The organism is Sphingomonas sp. NFR15, from assembly GCF_900103265.1.
In the GTDB taxonomy this organism is placed as follows: Bacteria; Pseudomonadota; Alphaproteobacteria; order Sphingomonadales; family Sphingomonadaceae; genus Sphingomonas; species Sphingomonas pollutisoli.
Window position 1 is genome coordinate 199278 of sequence record NZ_FMWX01000007.1, and the last position, 20872, is coordinate 220149.

The 20872-nt window shown below is 65.5% G+C and carries 13 protein-coding genes, 1 tRNA gene and 1 pseudogene; 8 read left to right on the top strand and 7 right to left on the bottom strand.

Translation table 11 applies throughout. From position 1 onward, the window contains the following. Nucleotides 1-44 precede the first annotated feature (44 nt). The 3 genes and pseudogenes from BLS81_RS16110 to BLS81_RS16120 all read left to right on the top strand — a co-directional run. Nucleotides 45-2021, top strand: coding sequence for a glucosidase family protein (locus BLS81_RS16110; RefSeq protein WP_256326292.1), 1977 nt, complete (start codon nucleotides 45-47; stop codon nucleotides 2019-2021). Between the two features lie 2 nt (nucleotides 2022-2023). Continuing rightward, nucleotides 2024-3493 carry a tryptophan halogenase family protein gene (locus BLS81_RS16115; protein ID WP_093225384.1) on the top strand — a complete coding sequence of 490 codons (1470 nt, stop codon included), beginning with the start codon at nucleotides 2024-2026 and terminating at the stop codon, nucleotides 3491-3493. Between the two features lie 108 nt (nucleotides 3494-3601). After that, nucleotides 3602-4018: pseudogene (locus BLS81_RS16120) on the top strand (transposase); the annotation flags it as partial. A 180-nt stretch (nucleotides 4019-4198) separates the two neighbouring features. Here the strand turns inward: BLS81_RS16120 and BLS81_RS16125 are convergent. Together BLS81_RS16125 and BLS81_RS16130 are read right to left on the bottom strand one after the other, a co-directional pair. After that, the gene (locus BLS81_RS16125; protein WP_093225386.1) at nucleotides 4199-5290 is read right to left on the bottom strand and encodes a Ca2+-dependent phosphoinositide-specific phospholipase C; all 1092 of its coding nucleotides are present in this window, start codon (nucleotides 5288-5290) and stop codon (nucleotides 4199-4201) included. Next, on the bottom strand, nucleotides 5290-7953 hold the full coding sequence (locus BLS81_RS16130; protein ID WP_093225387.1) for a TonB-dependent receptor: 2664 nt from the start codon (nucleotides 7951-7953) through the stop codon (nucleotides 5290-5292). The genes BLS81_RS16125 and BLS81_RS16130 overlap by 1 nt, the downstream gene beginning before the upstream one ends. Before the next feature lie 263 nt (nucleotides 7954-8216). Between BLS81_RS16130 and BLS81_RS16135 the strand changes: the two genes are divergently transcribed. From BLS81_RS16135 to BLS81_RS16150, 4 genes are all read left to right on the top strand, one after another. After that, nucleotides 8217-8816 (top strand): RNA polymerase sigma factor, encoded by a 600-nt coding sequence (locus BLS81_RS16135; protein WP_093225389.1) that lies wholly within the window; start codon nucleotides 8217-8219, stop codon nucleotides 8814-8816. Then, nucleotides 8758-9762 (top strand): FecR family protein, encoded by a 1005-nt coding sequence (locus tag BLS81_RS16140; RefSeq protein WP_093225390.1) that lies wholly within the window; start codon nucleotides 8758-8760, stop codon nucleotides 9760-9762. The genes BLS81_RS16135 and BLS81_RS16140 overlap by 59 nt, the downstream gene beginning before the upstream one ends. Nucleotides 9763-9849: 87 nt before the next feature. Further along, the gene (locus BLS81_RS16145) at nucleotides 9850-12201 is read left to right on the top strand and encodes a TonB-dependent receptor (RefSeq protein WP_176787198.1); all 2352 of its coding nucleotides are present in this window, start codon (nucleotides 9850-9852) and stop codon (nucleotides 12199-12201) included. 2 nt (nucleotides 12202-12203) lie between these two features. Next, nucleotides 12204-13487 carry a ComEC/Rec2 family competence protein gene (locus BLS81_RS16150; RefSeq protein ID WP_093225393.1) on the top strand — a complete coding sequence of 428 codons (1284 nt, stop codon included), beginning with the start codon at nucleotides 12204-12206 and terminating at the stop codon, nucleotides 13485-13487. Here BLS81_RS16150 and BLS81_RS20465 read toward each other — a convergent pair. The 4 genes from BLS81_RS20465 to BLS81_RS16165 all read right to left on the bottom strand — a co-directional run bounded on the left by BLS81_RS20465 (nucleotide 13403) and on the right by BLS81_RS16165 (nucleotide 18507). After that, nucleotides 13403-14263, bottom strand: a complete 861-nt coding sequence (locus BLS81_RS20465) for a hypothetical protein (RefSeq protein ID WP_143023373.1) — start codon at nucleotides 14261-14263, stop codon at nucleotides 13403-13405. The two genes, BLS81_RS16150 and BLS81_RS20465, sit on opposite strands and share 85 nt — an antisense overlap. A 72-nt stretch (nucleotides 14264-14335) precedes the next feature. Continuing rightward, on the bottom strand, nucleotides 14336-16384 hold the full coding sequence (locus BLS81_RS16155; protein ID WP_256326293.1) for a beta-galactosidase: 2049 nt from the start codon (nucleotides 16382-16384) through the stop codon (nucleotides 14336-14338). Between the two features lie 851 nt (nucleotides 16385-17235). Further along, nucleotides 17236-17310, bottom strand: a tRNA-Gln gene (locus BLS81_RS16160). A gap of 69 nt (nucleotides 17311-17379) precedes the next feature. Further along, on the bottom strand, nucleotides 17380-18507 hold the full coding sequence (locus BLS81_RS16165) for a branched-chain amino acid aminotransferase (protein ID WP_093225396.1): 1128 nt from the start codon (nucleotides 18505-18507) through the stop codon (nucleotides 17380-17382). 71 nt (nucleotides 18508-18578) lie between these two features. Between BLS81_RS16165 and BLS81_RS16170 the strand changes: the two genes are divergently transcribed. Continuing rightward, nucleotides 18579-19067 carry a MarR family transcriptional regulator gene (locus BLS81_RS16170; RefSeq protein WP_093225398.1) on the top strand — a complete coding sequence of 163 codons (489 nt, stop codon included), beginning with the start codon at nucleotides 18579-18581 and terminating at the stop codon, nucleotides 19065-19067. 30 nt (nucleotides 19068-19097) lie between these two features. Here the strand turns inward: BLS81_RS16170 and BLS81_RS16175 are convergent, their stop codons facing one another. Then, entirely contained in the window at nucleotides 19098-20651 is a 1554-nt protein-coding gene (locus BLS81_RS16175) for an MFS transporter (protein ID WP_093225399.1), read from the bottom strand. Nucleotides 20652-20872: the final 221 nt, after the last annotated feature.

The window sequence follows — 20872 nt, forward strand, 5'->3', positions numbered from 1 at the left end:
ATCGTCCGGTCGCCCTGATTGCGCTCGCTGCCTCTTGCGTCGGTTTGGCAACACCGCTGCGGGCGGATGTCGGGCAGCGCGAGGGACTGAACCTCAACAGCTTCACGCAGCAAGGCCCGGTCGCGGCCCATGTCCTGCTGCGCTCGGGGCAAGACCCGCGCGTGCTGGTCGCATTCCCCGCCGGCAACAGCGGCGTGGGGCTCTGGTTCGACCGTGTCGCGGCGCCTGCCGAATGGCAGATGAAGGCGCCCGCGCGCCCGCGCACCACCACCGACCGACGCGGGCGACCGCTTCACGGCGTCACGTTCACCGCGACGATCCGCACGCCGCGCCTCGCCGTCAAGCGCGCGCTGCTCACCAGCGTGCGTGTGCTGCGCGACTATCAGGCGCTCGGCACCGCGCCCGCCGAACTCGACACTCCGGTGCAGGCGCATGGCAGCGATCTCAGCTGGTCGCGCGACCGGCTCGATGGCGCCCCCGGCTATGCCCTGAGCGTCCATGTCGATCACGGCACGCTCGACGGCACGACGCTGACCGCCGCGGCGGACGGTACAATCACGGTGACGGTCACCGCGCTCACCGGCGAAACGCCGCTGACGCCGTTCGCGCCGGGTACTTTGCTCAACCGCGCCGCCGCTGCCGATCCGCAGGCGCGCGCGGCACTCCAGTTTCTCAGCTATCATGAGAAATTCCTGGCGGGCTCCTGGCGCTTCCTCACCTATTTCGGTCGCGACACGCTGATGTCGGTCCGGTTGCTGATGCCCGCCTTGCAGCCCGAAGCCGTCGAGACGGGGCTGCGCTCGGTTCTGGAGCGGCTGTCGCCGGAGGGCAACGTCGCGCATGAGGAAGATATCGGCGAGTTCGCCGTGCTCGATCATCGCCGCGCGGGTGATCCGGCGTCGTCCGCGCCGACCTACGATTACAAGATGGTCGACAGCCCGTTCCTGCTCGCACCCGTCGCGAGCGCGTGGCTGGTCGATGATGCACGCGGCCGCGCCCGCGCGCGAGCCTTTCTCGCGCAGCGGGTAGGCGGCGAGCGGTTGGGTGACGCGCTGGTGCGCAACGCGCGCTTCGTCGTCGCCCGCGCGACGCCGTTCGCGCGCGATCCGCGCTGGAGCAACCTCATCTCGCTCACCAAGGGCATGGATGCGGGCGAATGGCGTGACAGCAACGATGGGCTCGGCGGTGGCCGCTATCCGTACGATATCAATGCGGTGCTGGTGCCCGCCGCGCTCCAGTCGATCGATGCGATGGCGCGCGCGGGATTGCTGTCTCCGTACCTCAAACCCGCGGACAAGGTCGCGCTCGCCGGGTTGAACACGATGGCGGCGACATGGTCCGCGCGCGCGCCCGGTCTGTTCGCGCAAAGCGTTTCCGCCGGCGCTGCCCGCGCCGCGATCGAACGCTACGCAAAGCTGGCGGGCGTGCCCGCGGCACCGGCGCTATCGGTGGCCGGCGACGCGCCGACGCGCTTCACCGCGATCGCGCTCGATGCTCAAGGCAAGCCGGTGCCGATCGAAAACTCCGACGACGGCTTCGCGATGCTGTTCGGGCATCCCGCGCCGGCCGCGCTCGACACCGCGAGCGCGACGATATCGAACCCGTTCCCCGCCGGGCTGATGACCGGGGTCGGCATGCTGGTCGCCAATCCGGTGTTCGCGACGCCCGAACTTCAGGCGCGGTTCGGGCCGACCGCCTACCACGGCACGGTGATCTGGTCGTGGCAGCAGGCACTTGTCGCCGCTGGCCTCGCGCGCCAACTCGCCCGCAGGGACTTGCCCGCCGCCACCTGCAAACGGCTGCGCGCCACGCAAGCGAGCCTGTGGCAAGCCATTGATACGAGCCGCAGCGTGCAGAGTTCCGAACTCTGGTCGTGGCGCTACACTGACGGCGGCTACCATATCGCCGCGTTCGGAGAGAGCGGCGCGGACGCGGACGAATCCAACGCCGCGCAACTGTGGAGCACGGTCTATCTCGCGGTGAAGCGTCCGGTCGGCGCTCCCGCCTGCGAGGCGCGCTGAGCATGGCGGAGCCGGTCCGCGAGGTCGTCATTCTCGGCGGCGGCACCGCTGGATGGATGACCGCGGCGGCGCTCTCCAAGGCGCTCGAACGTAGCGGCACGACGATCACGCTGGTCGAATCCGAGGAGATCGGCACGGTGGGCGTGGGCGAGGCGACGATCCCGACAATCCACTGGTTCAACGGCCTGGTCGGCATCGACGAAGCGCGCTTCATGGCGGACACCGGCGCGACGTGGAAACTCGGCATCGAGTTTCGCGGCTGGCAGGGCGAGGGCAGCGCCTATTTCCATCCGTTCGGCACCTATGGCAGCCCGGGCGATGGAGCGACGTTCCCGCATCGACTCGCCCGCGCCTGGCTCGCCGGCGAAGAAGCGCCGATCGAGGTCTTCTCGCTCACCACGCAACTGGCGCGCGCGCGCCGCTTCGCCAAGCCGGTCGGCGACCCGCGCTCCTTGCTGTCAACGCTCGGCTATGCCTTTCACTTCGACGCCGCGCGCTATGCCGCGCATCTGCGTGGGCTGGCCGAAGCGCGGGGCGTGGTCCGGCGCGAGGGTAAGGTCGTCAGCGTCGAGCAGGACGAGGCGAGCGGCCACGTCCGCGCGCTCGTCCTCGAAGGCGGCGCGCAGGTCGCGGGCGATCTGTTCGTCGATTGCTCGGGCTTTCGCGGGCTACTGATCGAGCAAACGATGCACGCCGGATACGAGGATTGGCCGCGCTGGCTGCCCTGCGATGCCGCGTGGGCGGCGCCATCGGCGGCGGAGGCGCAGGTCACGCCATACACGCAAGCGACCGCGCAGGAGGCGGGGTGGCGCTGGCGCATCCCGCTCCAGCACCGGGTCGGCAACGGCTATGTCTTCTCGACACGTTTTCAGGATGTGGATGACGCACGCGCGCTGCTCGTCGGCGCGATGGAGTCGCCGCCGATCGCGGACCCGCGCCTGATCCGCTTCACCCCCGGCCGGCGTAACCGCGCATGGGTCGGCAACGTGGTGGCGATCGGGCTGGCGAGCGGGTTCCTCGAACCGCTCGAATCGACGAGCATCCATCTCATCCAGAGCGGTATCGGCAAGTTGCTGTCGCTGTTCCCGCGCGCCGACATGAATCCTTTGCTCGCCGAACAGTACAATCGCCTGTCCGCGCGGGAGATCGAGGAGATCCGCGACTTCGTGATCCTCCATTATCACCGCACGCACGGTCGTAACGAGCCGCTATGGCAGCATTGCCAGACGATGCCGATCCCCGAGACGCTCGCCTACAAGATCGACCAGTTCCGCGCCTCGGGGCGGATCATGCTCGCCCCCGACGAATTGTTCCGGGACGCGAGTTGGTTCGCGGTGCTGAGCGGGCAGGGCGTGCGTGCGCGGGATTATAACCCCCTCCTCGACGTCATGTCCGAGAGCGACAATCGTGCGCAATTGCAAGCGGTCCGGGACGCGATCAAAGAAACCGTGTTGAAACTTTCCAGCGTCTGAGAGCCTGATCGGAGATTAAGGTGAATGGTACCAGCAGGTTAGCTTGACGGCTTTGCCTGTCGTTGATTCAGGCGGGCGCCAAGAACTAGCGTGGATACAACGATGTGGACCGATACCGAAGGTAATCTCGTCCACGCCGTGATCCACACCGCCGACATCCAAGACCGGGACGGGCGCCGCTGGTGCTCGCCGGAATCGTCGGTCGCTTCTCGTGGCTGCGTCATGTATTCGCGGATGGAGACTACGCCGGCAACAAACTCGAGCACGCCTCCGCCGCATCGGCAAGTGGACCATCGGGATCATCAAGCGATCCGATGCCGCAAAAGGCTTCGAGGTGCGGCCTCGACGCTGGGTCGTCGAACGGACCCTCGCCTGGCTCAACCGAAACCGCCGGCTCGCCAAAACCGCGAGCAGACCATCGCATCGGCAACCGCATGGCTGTTCATCGGCTCGATCCCGCCCGTCATTTGCCGCCAGATCAGGAAATCGCGCCAATCAATTTTGAATCAAACTCCAAAACCCTGACGTCAGGGGCAGCCCGGCCCGTTGTCTATCCAATCCACCAACTGCCGGATAATGGGCAGCGTGTGCGGCGTGCCGCATCACCAACCGTCCACTCGACGATGAGCGGCGCCTCGTCGTCGCGGCGAGACGCCTTGACGAGAGCCGAAGGAAGCCGTGACGCAGATGATAATGCCACGGTCTTCACGGCCGTAGTCTGCAACCGGCCGGTACCCGCACCGGACTGCATCGGGCCATCTGCCCCTCGGGCAATGTCACCGTGAAGCCTGTGCGCAGCGGGTCGGGCGCGCCCGGATAATAATCGGTGCTCACCGCCTGCGCGCCGCTCCACATCGCGGCACGCGCCTTGGTGAAGTCGTTCGCGCGCGCCTCCACGGTGTTCGCGTCGGTGCGGGTCCGCACGATCAGCCCCTGCTCGACCCAGCGCCGGATCTTGGTCTCATCCACGATCGGGTCCTGGACGATCTGTATCGCGGCATCGGAGTCTTCTTCCGAGTACCAGCCGAACATTGCCCGCCCGGCAAGCGCCGGGTGCCCCTTGCGGTACGCCTCCGAAACGTCCTTCCGGACATCGAAAAGGATGAAGACCCGGCCCCGCGCCGCCGACAGAGTCGGCCAGCCGTGTTCCCGTATAGCTTGCCGCAGCGTCGGTGCACTGCCCCGGACCTCGTCAGGCGTGATGAGCCGATGCCCGGGGAACGCCGAGCGGATTTCGCCATCCAGCGCGTCGAGCAGTTTCGGATCGTCGAGCGGGATGGGATCGCTTATCCCAGGCCGGTTCGAGGGCGTGTCGGCGGCGTTGATGGTGATCATGATCGGGAGGTGGTCAGGGTGCCCGCGCGACCAGCGGTCGATCTCGCCCAGGCACCGGCGTAGCGTAACGCAGGTGCTGATGTAATCGACGTCGGGGATGTGGAATGCCTTGAAGCCGGGCTCGAGCATCGCCGCGCGATCGAAGCTGGTCGTCTCGCCGGCGGCGCGCGCCAAGGCCTCGCCCTTGGGATCGGCATAACGGCCGCCCTCAGGATCAGCAAAGATGTCGATCTCGAGCTGGCGCACCCCCCGATCAAGCTGCTGCGCGAGCGGCAGATGATAATAGTCGAGCCCTTGAGCGAGCTTCGGTTCCACCTTGCGGATTTTCGCCATAACCGCGTTCGGGATGCGCGCCTTGAAGCTGTTGTGCGAGCCGACGACCTGGATGTCGTTCATCCTGAGTGGTGGGGCGGCACCGCCGAGCGCCAGCGCCGCGAGTCCCAAAAGAGTGGCTCTGATCATCAGAACTGCGCCCGCACGCCGAACAGCACGGTGCGACCGTAATTGTTGATCTCGCCGAACTGGATTTCCTTTTCATTGTAGCTGTAGGTGTTCGCATTGGCGATGTTGATCGCCTCGACGCTGAACATCAGGCGGCTGGTGGCGCGGATCGACAGATTGCCGTCGAGCGACCCGAATGCCGCCTGCGTCGTGGTCGCCTGCGTGGTGCTGCCGATGCCGGTCAGATACTTGTCGCGCCACGTGTACGACAGCCGGGTGGACAGCGGTCCCTTGTCGTAGAAGCCGACGACGTTGAAGCTGTTCTTGGACAGGCCGATCAACTGATCCTTGATCGGGCGCGCACCGGCCGTGTAGTTCGCCTGCACCGAGGTATGGGTGTAGGACGCCTGGAAGCCGAGACCGTCGAACGGCGCCGGTAGGAAGGTGAACACCTGGTTATACGCCGCTTCCGCGCCATAGACCTTGGCCTTGCCGCCATTCACCTGCGTGCTGAGCAGCACCGTGCCGCGGCCCGGGATCTCTACGTTGATGTTCTGCGCGGTGATATAGTCGTCCATCGCCTTGTAGAACAACGCGCCGGTCAGTGAGCCCTGGCGGCTGAAGTACCATTCGAGCGACGCATCGAATTGGGTTGCGAGGAAAGGCTTCAGCGCCGGATTGCCGCCGCTCGCGGTCGGCTGATCGGTCGAAACGCTGATCTGCGGTGCGCTCTGTGTCACGTTCGGCCGGGTCAGCACCCGGCTCGCGGCGAGACGCCCGACGAGATCGTGCCTAAGCTCGGCGCGCAGGTTGAAGCTCGGTAGCCAGTCGTTGAAGGTCTGCGGAAAGCTGGCCGGGGTCGCCACGTTGCCGGTGGTGAGCGTACCGCTCGCCACCTGATCGGTGTGGACATAGCGAACGCCGACGTTGCCGGTGACCGGAACCCCGCCGAGCGCGAAGGCATAGTCGGCGCGCACATAGCCGCCGGCCGTCTTCTCGGTGACGACGTAGGACGCGCGGAGATCGGCGGCGGTGAGCGGGGCGTTGGCGACGGCGTCCGTAAACAGCTTGTCGTAGAACGCGCTGGTGATCGGCACGATCCAGGTGCGGGGATAGTTGCCCGGCACGCCTGACAGGAAATCATCGAACGGGATCTGCTCAAAGCCGTTGGGCGCGAAGCCGGTGAGCGTGGTGTTGGCGGCCGGGTTCACCGTGAAGTCCCGGCGGCGGTAGTCGCGCTTGCGTGAGTGATATTCGCCGCCGGCGGACAGCTTGGTGATGAAGCCGTCCATCTCATGGTCGACGTCGAGCCGGACGTAGCGGTCCCAATCCTTGCTGTTCTTGGGTGCGATGTTGAAGGGGTAGAGCGTGTAGTTCGCCGGATTGAGCACGTTGGTCGGCGTGGTGATCGTCGGGGCGACCTTGTAGCCGCCGGACGCATCGTAGCTCAGCGGCGCGAAGAACTGGATACGGCTGCGGACGGTGCCTTCGGCGTAGCTCGGGTGGAAGCTGTGCGCATACGACCAGTTGGCGTTCGCGACGATGTTCCAGCCGGCGGGATTCCACACCTGCTTGAGGCCGATGGTGATGAGGTCATGGCGGTTGAGGCTGTACTCGCGCGTGCCCATGAAGCGCACGTCGTTGATCGTCGCGGCCACCACGGTATCGCCGTCGAGCTTTACCGATCCGGGCACGATCACCGGCTTGTGCCCGGCGACGCTCGAATCGTCGGGATAGATGTCGAGTCCGAACTCGTCATAGGCGACGTCCAGCCGAGTCGCGAGCACGTCGAGCGTCGTCTGCAATTCGGGCGTCGGTTGCCACTGCGCCGAGATCAGGCCGGACAGGCGCTTGCGGTCCTCGGTTTCCACCGTCGGACGCGTGCGGCCGGGCGTGTAGAAGCCGGAACCGAGCGCGGAGCTGAACTTATCGAGGTACCAGCCGGTATTGTAGGTGCGGTCGTTGCGGACCGACTTGCCCCAATATTGCGCGGCGGCGAGGATGCCGAAGGTGCCGTCGCCGCTCTTGAAGCTGCTGAGCGCGGTCGCGTTCGGTTTCACCTTGTCCGTCAGTGTCGTGTAGGTGCCGCGCAGGTTGAGCGTGGTCTTGGTGCCGACCTCGAGCGGACGGAAGGTGTGCACGTCGATGTTGCCGCCGAGCGCGCCCTCCGTCATGTCGGCGGTCGGCGTCTTCACGACGTCGATCTGCGAGACGAATTCGGCCGGCAGCATCTCGAACCGGAACTGGCGGCCGTTGGCGCCGCCGTTCTCGATGAGATCATTTATGGCGATCGGGCGGCCGTTCAGCAGCGTGTTCTGGAATTGCGGACCTAGGCCGCGAACGCTGATGTACAAGCCTTCGCCGCGCGGGCGGGTGATCGCCACGCCGGGTACGAGCTGCAACGCTTCCGCGACGTTCTGCGCCGGGAATTTGCCAATGTCGGTGGCGTTGATCGCATCGACGCCAAAGCCCGCCATGCGCTTGGTTTCCGCCGCCGCCGCGAGGCTCTGCGCGTAGGAGCCGGTCACGACGATGTCGTCCACGCCTTCGGTACCGGCCGCGCGCGCCTGTTCGCCTGTGTTCGGAACAGCGGCCTTCGTTTGCGCCGCGGCTGGTTGTGTGATCCCCAAGGCCGCCAACGTGAACGGCAGCGTCGCCCGGAACAGGCGTGAATAGCTCGACATTCGTGTTCCCCCGCAGCCAGCTTTTGCTGCTGGGAGGGGCGCGTAGATGCAGATCGTTACGCTTTGCGTGCGATAGGGTTACACCAAGATGACCAAACAATGAAGCTTATGGATCGTGCTGCGAACGGCGATGAGTCTTCGATCGTGGCACAATGCCCTGGATCTTCGTAGCGCTGACGTTTCGTACTGTGACCGGAGCGTTCCCGGCAGTATTGTCAGTCCCAGTCGCCAGTCTGTCATCTTCGATGGACATAGCGGGTCGAATGACGCTCGCGACGCCGGACAGAGCCTTGTGGCTGACAAAGCACATCCTCGTGCACGAGCCCGAACTACGCTCATGGCTCAAGCGGCGCGCCATGCCCGGACTCGATGTCGATGACGTCGTTCAGGAGAGTTACGCAATCCTCGCGGGTCTCCAGTCGGTAGATCATATCCATCATCCGCGGATCTATTTTTTCGAGGTCGCGAAGTCGGTCATCCTTCAGAGCTTTCGGCAATCGCGGGTGGTCGCGTTCAGCGCGATCGCCGAATTCGATGCGCTGCTGATCCCCGACGAAATGCCTTCGCCCGAGGCGATCGCGGCCGGGCGGCAGGAATTGGGGCGGCTTTCGGAATTGATCGATGCGCTGCCGCCCAAGTGCCGCGAAGCGTTCGTCCTCCGCAAGGTGCGGGGTTTTAGCCAGCGCGAGGTCGCGTCGGCGATGTCGGTCTCCGAGAATACCGTGGAAAAGCATATCGGGAAGGCGCTCAACCTACTCGGCCATGTGATTGGACGTGGCGGAAAGCGTCGCGTCGCGCCATCTTATGACCATGAACCGCACAACGCCGATGGAACCGACAGGACCGCGCGAGACCGCCGCTGATATCGAGCAGGCGGCGGCGGATTGGGTCGCGCGCCTCGATCGCGGCGCACTTTCCGACACTGAGCAGCAGGCGCTCGCATCATGGGCCGCCCAGGATACCCGGCGTGCCGGCGCTTATGCGCGCGCGATGGCGGTGAACCTCCATCTCGATCGCGCCGTCGCGCTCGGCGAGGATTATGTCACCAGGCACCAGCCTGTAGAGGCGCCGAGCCGGCGTCGCGTCATCGCCGTCGCCGCGAGCGCAGCCGCCGCCTGCGCGGCGAGTCTGAGCATCTTCACGTTGCAGCGGCGAGGTGGCGCGCCAAAGCGGCGGACGATCGGAACAGCGAGAGGCGCGGTTCGGGAAGTCGCGTTGGGTGAGGGCTCCACGGTGACGCTCAACACCATGACCGAACTCCGCCCATCGCTCACCGATACGCTACGCAAGGTCGATCTTCTCAAGGGCGAGGCGCTGTTCGACGTCGCGAAAGAGCCTAAACGACCCTTCGTTGTTTACGTCGGCGAGTTCAGCGTGCGCGCAGTGGGGACGAGCTTCACCGTGCGACGCACCGCCTTGGGTGCCGTCAAGGTCGTCGTGACGGAAGGGATCGTTGAGGTGACCCGGCGGCAGGATGTCCTGGGGCAAGTCCATGCCGGCATCGCCTTCGCCGTGGACGCCGCCGCCTCGCCGGTGATAGAGACGCTCAACCCGTCGCAGATCGACAGCGCGCTGGCTTGGCGTGGCGGCAGGATCGACCTTCAGGGTATGACGCTTGCGGAGGCGGCCGAGGAATTCAGCCGATATTCGGACCTGAGGATTCGCGTCGCCGATCCTGCGATCGCCAATCTCCACATCGCTGGCGTTTATGCGACCAGCGACCCCGCCGGCTTCGCCGAGAACGTGGCTTTAAGCCTGGGCTTGAAGAGCGTCCGTCGGGGCAACGAAGTGATCCTCTCGAAAACTTGAAAAATTTGGCCGGCGCATGGCGGGAAGCCCCGCGAACCGCATCCTAAGCGCGGTTGGGCAATGCGCCCGCAACGGCTTGGGGGTGACATGATCTCGAGAAACACGCTGCTGTCGATGGCGGCGATCGTCGGCGCGCTATCGCCGATGTCCGCCGTGGCGCGGACGGCACGCTTCGATATACCAGCTCAGAGCCTTTCTGCCGCGCTGTCGATGTTTGCACGCCAGAGCGGCCTTCAGGTCATCGCGCCCGCTGACCTAGCGACGGCCGTGACAAGCCAGCCCGTCAATGGCACGCTCGATACGCGCGTCGCCCTCAAGACTCTGATCGGCGGCACCGGTCTCGAAGTCGCATCGGACAAAGGCGGCGTCATCGTCCTGCGTGCGGCCGTGGTGGGAAACGCCGCGGACATGACGGCGGACATCCTCGTCACCGCTCAGCGCCGCCCGGAGCGCGCGCGCGACGTGCCGATCTCGATCACCGCGATCGGCCGGCAGACCATCGAGAAGGCGCGGATCAACGAATTGCGCGACCTCTCCCGCATCACGCCGGGGTTGCTGATATCCAACTTCAGCATCGGCTCACCGGTGATCGCCGTTCGAGGCGCGACCAACACGTTCAGCCAGATCGGGGTCGACAAGCCGGTCGGCATTTTCGTCGATGACGTCTACATACCACGCAACAGCGCCTCGACGTTCCAACTCTTCGGGCTCGAATCGATCCAGGTGTTGCGCGGGCCCCAGGGCACCTTGTTCGGCAAGAACGTGACGGGAGGCGCCCTCGTGTTCGACACCGGTCGTCCCTCTTACGGCCAATCCGATATGCGGATGCGTATCACCGGCGCGTCCTACCGCACCGCCGAACTGGACGCATTGGCCGATGTCGGTTTGGGCAACGATGCCGCCGGCCGCATCGCCTTTTCGGCGCGCCGCCACGACGGCTGGGGTCGCGATCGATTGACCGGTCAGGCGTTGGACAATCTCGACAGCGTCAATACGCGCGGCCAGCTTCGCCTGCGCGTAAGCGATCGCCTAGAGGCGCTGATCGGCGGCGACTATGCGGCGGATAGCGCCGGTGGCCGTACGCTCTCCTCGATCGGTGCTGGCAGTGATGGCGATCCGCGTACCGCCGAGAGCGGCACGCCGCAAAATTTCAGTCGCGCCGTCTATGGCGGCTCGGCGCGCCTGTTCCTCGATACCGGCATGGGGCAGGTGACCAGCGTTACCGCGTGGCGCGGATCGCACTCGACCGACATCTATTCCAACGTCGCGGCCAACTACATCTTCCTGACCGGCACGCAGAGCCAGGCGCTGACTGACGACCGGGATCACGTCTCCTCTTTCTCGCAGGAGATCCGGCTCGCGTCGCCCGAGTGGCGGCGCGGGCGGTTCGTCGCCGGCCTCTATCTCGCATCGGATGTTTCCAGCCGTCGCCTCAACCAGACCGCGCTCGCCGCGCGGACCGGCGCGCTCGTCACCAACCAGCTCTGGCAGGGCCGCGCGCTGAGCCAGACCGCCGCGGTCTTCGTCGACGGCACGCTGAACCTCACGCCGTTCCTGTCGGTGACGGGCGGCGCGCGATACACTTGGGATCACAAGGCGGCAGACCTCGCCTTCTCGAACCTAATCAACAGCGTTGGTAATTTCGCCGAGACCAATGCGACCCGGAACTGGAGCCAGTTTACCCCGCGTGCATCGTTGCAGGTCAAACCGCTCGGCTCGACGATGCTCTACGTGATCTATTCGCGCGGCTATACCGCCGGTGGGTTCAACACGCAGGCGGCGACCAAGGCTGCGTTCGACGCGGCTTTCGAGCCGGAAACGCTCGAGAATATCGAAGGCGGCCTCAAGACCGCGCTGTTCGGCGGAAGGTTGACCGCGGATCTTGACGGGTTCGTCTCGAAATACCGCAACAAGCAGGAATTGTATTTCAACAATCTCACCCGCGTGCTGAACATCACGAACGCGGGCAAGGCCACGATCCATGGCATTGAGGCGCAGGTCGCCGTCAAGCCGACACGCTGGGCGACGCTGACCGGCACCTATGGCTGGCTCGATACCCGGTACGACCGCTTCGTCATCCCCGGCGGGGCCGTGCTTACCGGTAATCGTCTCGGCTCGTCGCCCAAAGACAAAGCCTCCGCCATGCTCGACATCGACGCGCCGCTGGGCCGCGTTCGCCTGATCGGGAACGCCGTCTATTCCTACACCTCGCAGTATTTCACTGGCGCGACGCAGGAAGGGACGCTGTCCGTACCGGCTTATTCCCTGGTCAATGGCTCCATCGGTCTGGCGACGCTGGATCGACGCTACAGCCTGACCGTATTCGCGCGAAACCTGCTCAATCGCGATTACGTGCTGATCCCGTCCAACCAGGTCGTGCTCGGGCGCTATCTGGGTGAACCGCGCATCATCGGCGCGAGCCTGAGCGCGCGTTTCTGACCATGTGGAATCGGCTTATCACGCGGTGGGACGAATCGTCGTTCGAGCGGCGCGTCGTTCTCCTGGGCGGGCTGCTCGGCGGCATCTCGCTTGCGCTTCCAACCGGGAAGGCGGCGGGGACCGAACCGCAGACCCTTCCGCCCTGGAGCCCAGGCACGCTCGACATCCACCACATCGACACGGGCGTCGGCAACGCGACCTTCGTGCTCGGGCCGGATGGCACCACGCTGCTGATCGACTGCGGCGCGACACGCGGAGGGCCGCCGGCATCAACCCCGTTGCGACCCGACGGCGCGCGATCGGCTGGGGAGGCGGTGGCGCGCTATGCCTTGCGACATGCGCGCGCCGCGGGCCGCACCTCGCTAGATTACATGATCGCAACGCATGTTCATCCGGATCACGTCGGCTCACCGCTCATGGGCGACCGGAGGGCATCTGAGGGATATATTCTGACCGGCCTGAGCGAAGTGGACGCGCTTATGCCCGCGCAGACGGTGATAGACCGCGGTTTTCCGGATTACGCCTCGCTCCCGCTCACTTCGGCCCCCTTTGCCGTGAACCACCTCGCTTGGCTGAAGGCCAGGGTGAAGGCCGGGCGCCGTGTCGAGAAGGTCGCCGTCGGATCGGCTCGACAGGTCACCTCTCGGCGAGCGGGAGCCTTCACTTTGCGGTTCGTGGGTGGAGACGGTCGCGTTTGGACAGGCGCAGAGGGCCGCTCGCGCGACCTGCTCGCGCCGAAATCGTCGTGGACGCCAGAGGCGACGCCCGAAGAGAACCACATGTCGATCGCAATGGTGCTCGCCTACGGCGGCTTCCGCTATTTCGCCGGTGGTGATCTCGTGGCCGATACGCATGATGGCACCGTGCCTTGGCTCGACGTGGAGACGCCGATCGTCGAAGCGGCTGGCCGGGTCGATGTCGCATCGGCGGATCATCACGGCTATTTCGACGCGTGCCGGCCGGGTTTCACACGCGCGCTCGACGCGGACACCTATGTGATCCAGGCTTGGCACGCGACTCACCCGGCGATGTCCTCGCTACAACGCTTGTCGAACGCATGGCGCGGCCGGTCTCCACGTGATGTATTCATAACGAGGCTCGATCCCGCCAGCCGCGCGATCAATGCGCGCTTTCTGCCACAGGTGAAGAGTACCGAAGGCAATGTCGTGGTCCGGGTACACGCCGATGGCCGCTACAGGATCTATGTCACCGACAGCCGGGACGAGCGGGACAGCATCACCTCCGTTAGCCGCGAGCGATTGGCCAAACTGCCGCGGATAGCGTGAGCCGTCCCGAGCAGCGTGGCCGCCACGAGACCGTCGGTCGAGAAGGCCGGCGTCAGCGATGTCACCGGCGAAGGGACGCTGCCGCCTGAGCAGATTGACCTGCTACGCGGGATGCACGGGCAAGACTTTGCGCTAAAGCCGCTGACCGGTGCCCCGGCGCATTCTTCAAAACGCGCCCTTGGCCAGCGGCGCGAAGTTGGACTCAAGCCGCAGATGCTCGGGGAGCAGCCAATAGCGCGGCGTGGCAGACCCCGAATGTCGAGATGACCATCCTGAAAACAACCCGTGCCGTAGAGGCGTTCGTCGGCCGGGCTGGCAAAGCCCTGCGTTACGGCCAACGTTGGCTCGTTGCGGATCGTCGATTGCGTGATGTGGCGCGATCCGGGCACTTCGCTCAGGAGCAGGTTGCCGGCACCGTCATGGAACGACAGGCAGCCGGTCGCTTCATCCCACACACATTGCGCATTCGGGAGCGTTAGCCGCGTTCGGCCATCGTCCCGCGTGCGCTTTGGAGTTGGCGGCTTCGCGCTGGGCGCCAGCATCTCGCTCAGCGTGGCGGGCGGCGCCCCTAAAGGCGCGACGCGGACGCGGAACGCACGATCGCTCAAGGCCGTGACGGCAATCGACAGATCGCCCGAACGGATCAAGAGATTCGGCGGGGCCACCCTTGTCGCGGCTTGCACCAGCCCGCTCGATGCGATCGCCGCGCCAGCACCGCTTCCGAGCAGTGCTCGCCGCGTGATGGCCCAGCGATGCGGCATTGTCTTCTCGTTCACGCAATCTCTCCTTCGCTGAGTCCTGCGAACGCCGCGGGTTCTCCAGCGAGCAGGCGTTCGCGTGGCGCCGTATCAGTCGGATCGCCCGTCTTCCTCGATGATGGCGACGTCCCATGCGGCTAGGTCGATCTGTCCCCCACGCTGTACCTTGCGTCCGTGCAAAAGTTCGGTGCCCGCGGCGGGGGCCGCCATATGCTGTGGCACAGCCGAATAGTTGAGCACGTAACGGACCGTGTGGCCGTTCTTCAACGTGCCCCCGCGCACGATCAGCGGGAAGTGCACGCCCGCAACCGATGGCTCTACGCCCGCACGCGCCACCTCGGCGGCGACGATCTTTTCGGCAAGCGCATCGCTCGGCATGAAGCCGACGTAGCTGACCTCGCCTTTGCCCCAGTGGTTACGGGTCATCGCGGCGGCAGCCGGCCACGACGGATGCTGGTAGCGCGCCACCACCTCGGCCGTGGTGGGCTTCAACATCTCCATCCACCACCGCGGCGTGTTGTCGGCATCCGAAACTCCGAACGGATTGCCCGCCAGCGTGACCCCGACAGGAATCGTGAACTCCTGATAGGTGACGCCCGCCGCTTCGGCGATCGCCCCCGGCTGTGCGGCATAGCGGACCTTCGTGTTCTCGTCCGAAAAGCCGCTTTTGAACGTGTAGAGCAAATGGCCGCCGCGCTTGGCGTAGTCATTGAGCCGCGCGATCTCGGCGGCGCTCGCCGCGTAAAGTGCAGGCACCACGATGAGTTTGTAATCATCGAGCTTCTGCGTGCTGTCGGGCGACAGGATGTCGACCTCGACGTTCATTCGATAGAGTGCGTCGTAGAATGGGCGCAGCACCCGGTTGTATTCTACGCCGTCCGGTTTGAAAGAATTGAACGCGGTCTGGGCGGCGTTGCTGACATAGACGGCGACCTTGTTGTGCTTCGTCATGCCTGCCAGCTTCGGGCCGAGGCGCGCGATGTCGGCACCGATCCCCTTCGCCGCTTCATATTCCGCGTTGGGCTTGTAGTCCTGCGACAGCAGCCCGCGCCAATAGGTTTCGACCGCGTTGGCGGTCGTCGCCCAGTGCCAATATTCGACCATCTGCGCGCCCGAGGCGAGATGGCTGAACGCTTGCAGGCGAAGCTGGCCGGGATAGGGCGTCCATTGCGGGAACCCCTGCGCCTCGGTTTCGAGCACCAGGTAATTCTGCCCATTGCGGATCGAGCGGGCCTCGTCGCCCCCAAAGGCGATCTCCGCGCCAGTCAGCTTGTCCTGGGTCGGATGATAGATGTCGATGCCGGCGATATCGAGCGATCGCCCCGCCTTCCAGTGATCGACCTCCGGCTGGATGCCGTAGGACCCCTCACGCCAGCCCAGATCGAAGTTCTGCGTCATGAACTGGCCGGGCCGGGCATGGGCGCGCACGAGCTTGGCCTGCCAGGCCAGGAAGTCGGTGACGAGGCTGCGCTGGTAGGCGGCGAAAGCGTTCGACATGCTGGCGTTGATCGAGCCGTTGGTCGACGGAAAATCCTCCCACCGGTTGATCCGGTTGGACCAGTAATTCAGGCCCCACGCCTTGTTCAGTGCATCGAGGGTCGGCCACTTCGCCTTGAGCGATTGGACAAACGCCGCCTGCACAGCGGGACCGCTGGTGCCATAGGGCTTGGTCTCGTTGTCGAGTTGGTAGCCGATCACCGCAGGATGATCCTTCACATGGTCTACCAGCGCGACGATCACCCGCTCGGCCGCGGCCCGATAGTCAGGATCGGTGATGTCCATGTTCTGCCGGGTGCCATATTGCGCACGGACGCCGTCGCGGCCGACGACGAGCACATTCGGATGCTGCCGCGCGAGCCATGTCGGAACCGCATAGGTGGGCGTCCCAACAATTACCTTGATGCCCTGCTTATGCATCGCGGCGAGCATGCGATCGACATGGCTGAAATCGAACACCCCAGGCTGCGGTTCCAAGGTGCCCCATGTCGATTCTGCGATGCGGACAACGCTGATCCCTGCCGCTTTCATCATCCGCGCGTCCTCATCGACGCGGTCAACCGGCGTGTACTCGTCATAATAGGCGACGCCGTACAGGATGGTGTCGGGCACCTGCGCCTGCGTCGCTGCCGGGAGCGCCACCGCGGCCAATGCGAGTGCTTTCCCGAACCGCTGCATAATCCTGCCTTCCATCGCTAAGTCCCTCTCCGTCTTATCGTTTCCCAGCTATCGATCGCATCGTGCGAGAAGCGTCCCGCCGCCGGCCCGATCAGGTCTTGTCCGGCGGTATCCGCAGGGCGCCGAATACTGGCACAGGTTGCGGGCGGGATCCCGGTTCAGCCTAAACACTGAGACCGCACCACGCGAGTGACCGCTACGTCGCTGCCACTGTCCCTTTCTCACGTTGCCGATGGATACGGTTGCCGAAGGTTTGGTACATGATGATCGCATATATGCGAAGTTGATTTCATATATGCGTGCGGCGATAGAGGCGAACGGATCGGTGGCAAGCTGAAGCAACGGGGCCAGTTCGTGTGCGCGCGCAACCGTCATGCTGGAACGCGCCTTCTGAGCGCGGAACGCCTCGCGCGGGTCAATTCCCTTTTCAAACCAGTACTTTAATGGTCGCGCTCAGCCACGTACGTCTGCGGTCGAGTAGGCCGGAAAGAGACCTCCGAACAGAATGGCGACCACGTAGTACCGGCGACCTGCCGACGATATTGCCAGCGCTTCTTGCTGCTCTTGAGACCCGGATCGACAGGCTAGGTGTGGAAAGGTCGGCGAGGCCGCTTTTTTGCAGCGCGTCAATCGCCGCGGGTGTGAGTGCAATCGTCTTCGCCATGACCAACCTCACACGGTCTCGGCGCAGACAAAATCAATTCTGATAGAATAGCCGTCGAATCCGGGCAAACCGGGTCCAACCCAGCCCTCCTGTCCGATGGAAGGATCTCTGCATGACGCGCTGCGAATCAACCGTACCATGGTGATCCGGCTGGCTGGGGCGGCAGGATTCGAACCTGCGAATGGCGGCACCAAAAGCCGCTGCCTTACCACTTGGCGACGCCCCAACGCGCGAACGCAGGCCTTTAGGCGCAGCATTCGCTGGTGGAAAGACCCTTTTGCAAAGGGCCGTGCGATCAGGCGATCCGCTCGACCCAGCCGTGCGGGTCGGGCAGCTTGCCGCGCTGGAGGCTGGTCAGGGCCTCGCGGATGCGCATCGTCGTCTGGCCGGGGCCGCCGCTGCCGATCGTGAAATCGCCGTCCGCCATCTTCATCTGGCCGATCGGCGCGACCACCGCGGCGGTGCCGCAGGCGAACGCCTCGCGCAGCCGGCCGCTCTCGGCATCGGCGCGGCACTGGTCGATCGCATAGGGCTCCTCGCGCACGGTCAGCCCCATGTCGCGCGCCAGCGTGATGATCGAATCGCGGGTGATGCCGGGCAGGATCGTGCCGGTCAGCGGCGGCGTGGCGAGGCTGCCGTCGTCGAACACGAAGAAGATGTTCATGCCGCCGAGTTCCTCGATCCAGCGGCGCTCGACCGCATCGAGGAACAGCACCTGGTCACAGCCCTTGCGGGTCGCCTCGGCCTGCGCGACCAGGCTGGAGGCGTAATTGCCGCCGCACTTGGCCGCGCCCGTGCCGCCCGGCGCGGCGCGCGTATAGTCTTGCGACACCCACAGCGACACCGCACCGGCGCCCGCCTTGAAATAGGCGCCGACCGAGGAGGCGATCACCGCGTAGAGATATTCGGACGAGGGCTTCACGCCGAGGAACACCTCGCTCGCGATCATGAACGGGCGCAGATACAGCGAGCCGCCCTCGGCATGCGGGATCCAGTCCTGCTCGACCCTGACGAGTTCGCGCACCGAGGCGAGGAACAGTTCCTCGGGCAGCGGCTCCATCGCCATGCGGACCGCGGAATCGTGGAAGCGGCGCGCATTCGCCTCGGGCCGGAACAGCGCGGTGCTGCCATCGGCGAGACGGTACGCCTTCATGCCCTCGAAGATTTCCTGCGCGTAATGCAGCACCGACGAGGCGCCATCCATCTGGAACGGCGCGCGCGGCACGATCTTCGCGTCGTGCCAGCCTTTTTCCTCGGTGTAGCGGATCATCGCCATATGATCGGTGAAAACGCGCCCGAAGCCGGGGTTTTCCAGCAGGCGCGCACGCTCATTGGCCTCGATCGGGCTGGCGTTGCGCTCGAAGGTGAAGGTCGGCGCGTCGGCGGCGGTCCGATCGGCGGTATCGAGAGTCTGATCGGGCATCGCAACCTTCGTACAATTTGATACAAATTCAGGGTTGAACCCTGATAGGGTTGCGGCCAAATCCGGTCAACATGGCTGGCCAGAACACCGCCGCGTCACCGCTTTTCCTGCGCGAACCCGAGCTTCGGCGCGGACTCGAGCTGCTGTACTTTGGAAATAGCCACTTGACGCGCACCATCGATCAGGGATTGGCGAACCAGGGGCTGGGGCGGGCGCACCACCGCGCGCTGTATTTCATCGCCCGTCAGCCCGACCTGACGGTGAGCCAGTTGCTCGGTCTGCTGGCGATCACCAAGCAATCGCTCGGCCGCGTGCTCAACGAACTGATCGAGCGCGAACTGGTCGAGATGCGCGCCGGTGAGCGCGACCGGCGCCAGCGCTTGCTCCGCCTCAGCGAGGCCGGGCGCCGTCTCGAAACCGAATTGTTCGATGCGCTGCGCGAGCGGCTGTCCGCCGCTTATGCGAGCGCGGGGCAGGCGGCGGTCGGCGGTTTCTGGGCGGTGCTCGAAGGGCTGATCCCGGCCGAGGATCGCAAGCGGATCGGCCTGCTCGGCGAGTAGAGGCGAGCCGTCTGCGGCACGCCCGTCACCTCAAGCCGCCTGCTTCTCCGCCGCAGCCGGCGCGACATGCCCGCTGATCTCCGCGCCGGCGTCCCGCGCGAAGCGGACGTTCCACAGCGTCGCGCTGAGCGAGATCGACGTCACCACCCAGAATGCCGCCGAGAAATCCTCGAGCGCAGGCGCCGCATGGCCGTTCGCCAGCATCGCGAGATGCAGCGCGATCGCCGCGACGCAGATGCCGAGCGACAGCATCAGCTGTTGGAAGGTCGAATAGAAGGCGGTCGCGCTGCTCATGTGGCGCTTGTCGACGCCGTCATAGGCGATCGTGTTGTAGGCGGTGAATTGGAACGACATGAAGAAGCCCGAAATCGCGAGCATCCCGAACATTGCCCATACCGGCCAGTTCGGGCGGAACAGTCCGCAGATCGCATAGCCCGCCGTCGCGATCACGCCGTTCCAGATCAGCGCGCGGCGAAAGCCGAACCACCGCAGCACGCGCTGCGCGACGCTCTTCATCGCGAGCGATCCGATCGCGGTCGCCACCGTGATCGTGCCGCTGCGCGCGGCGGAGAAGCCGAAGCCTACCTGCATCATCAGCGGCAGCAGGAAGGGCTGCGCGCCCTGGGTGATGCGCGTCAGCGAACCGGCGATCACCGACAGCCGAAATGTCGGATCGCGCATGAGGGTGAGATCTAGGATCGCCCCCTCGCGGCCGCGCGCGTGGCGGATGTAGAAGATGCCGGCGACAACGCCGATCGCGACCAGGGCCGTCGCCGCGCCGCCCTCGCCGGGGCGGCTGACCATCTCGAACCCGAACAGCAGACAGCCGAGCGACAGCCCGCTCAACACGAAGCCGCGCGGATCGAACGGCGCGGGCTGATCCTCCTTGATGTTGGCGATGAAACGCCCGACCAGCCAGACCCCAAGCACGCCGACCGGCAGGTTGATGTAGAAGATCCAGCGCCAATCGAGATAGGTGACGATGAACCCGCCAAGCGGCGGCCCGACGATCGGCCCGATCAGCGCGGGCACCAGCAGCCACGACATCGCGTTGACCATGTCCTGCTTGGCGACCGAACGCAGCAGCACCAGCCGCCCGACCGGGATCATCATCGCCCCGCCGATGCCTTGCACGAAGCGCGACACCACGATCATCTCGAGCGTGCGCGACTGCCCGCAGGCGAGGCTGCCGGCCATGAACAGCAGGATCGCGGCGCGGAACACGGTGCGCGAGCCATAGCGATCCGCCAGCACGCTCGAGGCCGGGATGAAGATCGCCAGCGCGAGCAGGTACGAAGTGAGCGCGATGCTCATCTCGGGCGCGCGCACCCCGAAATCGCGCGCCATCGTCGGCAGCGCCGTCGCGAGCACGGTCGCGTCGACGAATTCCATGAACAACGCGCTGGCGATGATGAGCGCGACCAGCCGGTAATTCTGCCCCGACACCGCCGGCCCGAGATCCTGCGTCTTGGCGAGCGACCCCGCCGCCGGGACAATGCCGTCGCGCACCTCGGCATTGACCGAGGCGACCCCGCGCCGCCTCGGGCGCTGTGCCGGCTGACCGGGAAAGGGGAGAAGGGACATAGAAGCACTTCGTTGAACGGGCGAGGATCAGCTCTCCCGCGATAGGCCGTCCGTCTGTAATGCGGGCGTGCTTGTCAGCTCCATATGGGCGTGCAGGCCGGAAAAGGGAACCGCTCGCTCGCCATCATCGTCGCCCCGGCGAAGGCCGGGGCCGCTGAGTGCTGGGGCCCCGGCTCGCCAAGCGACCCAGCGGCCCCCGCCTTCGCCGGGGCGACGATGGC

Bases quoted from the DNA above. Each gene is read 5' to 3' on its own strand.
- BLS81_RS16115 (WP_093225384.1), top strand. From the start codon at position 2,024: ATGGCGGAGCCGGTCCGCGAGGTCGTCATTCTCGGCGGCGGCACCGCT.
- BLS81_RS16125 (WP_093225386.1), bottom strand. From the start codon at position 5,290: ATGATCAGAGCCACTCTTTTGGGACTCGCGGCGCTGGCGCTCGGCGGT.
- BLS81_RS16130 (WP_093225387.1), bottom strand. From the start codon at position 7,953: ATGTCGAGCTATTCACGCCTGTTCCGGGCGACGCTGCCGTTCACGTTG.
- BLS81_RS16135 (WP_093225389.1), top strand. From the start codon at position 8,217: ATGACGCTCGCGACGCCGGACAGAGCCTTGTGGCTGACAAAGCACATC.
- BLS81_RS16140 (WP_093225390.1), top strand. From the start codon at position 8,758: ATGACCATGAACCGCACAACGCCGATGGAACCGACAGGACCGCGCGAG.
- BLS81_RS16145 (WP_176787198.1), top strand. From the start codon at position 9,850: ATGATCTCGAGAAACACGCTGCTGTCGATGGCGGCGATCGTCGGCGCG.
- BLS81_RS16150 (WP_093225393.1), top strand. From the start codon at position 12,204: ATGTGGAATCGGCTTATCACGCGGTGGGACGAATCGTCGTTCGAGCGG.
- BLS81_RS16165 (WP_093225396.1), bottom strand. From the start codon at position 18,507: ATGCCCGATCAGACTCTCGATACCGCCGATCGGACCGCCGCCGACGCG.
- BLS81_RS16170 (WP_093225398.1), top strand. From the start codon at position 18,579: ATGGCTGGCCAGAACACCGCCGCGTCACCGCTTTTCCTGCGCGAACCC.
- BLS81_RS16175 (WP_093225399.1), bottom strand. From the start codon at position 20,651: ATGTCCCTTCTCCCCTTTCCCGGTCAGCCGGCACAGCGCCCGAGGCGG.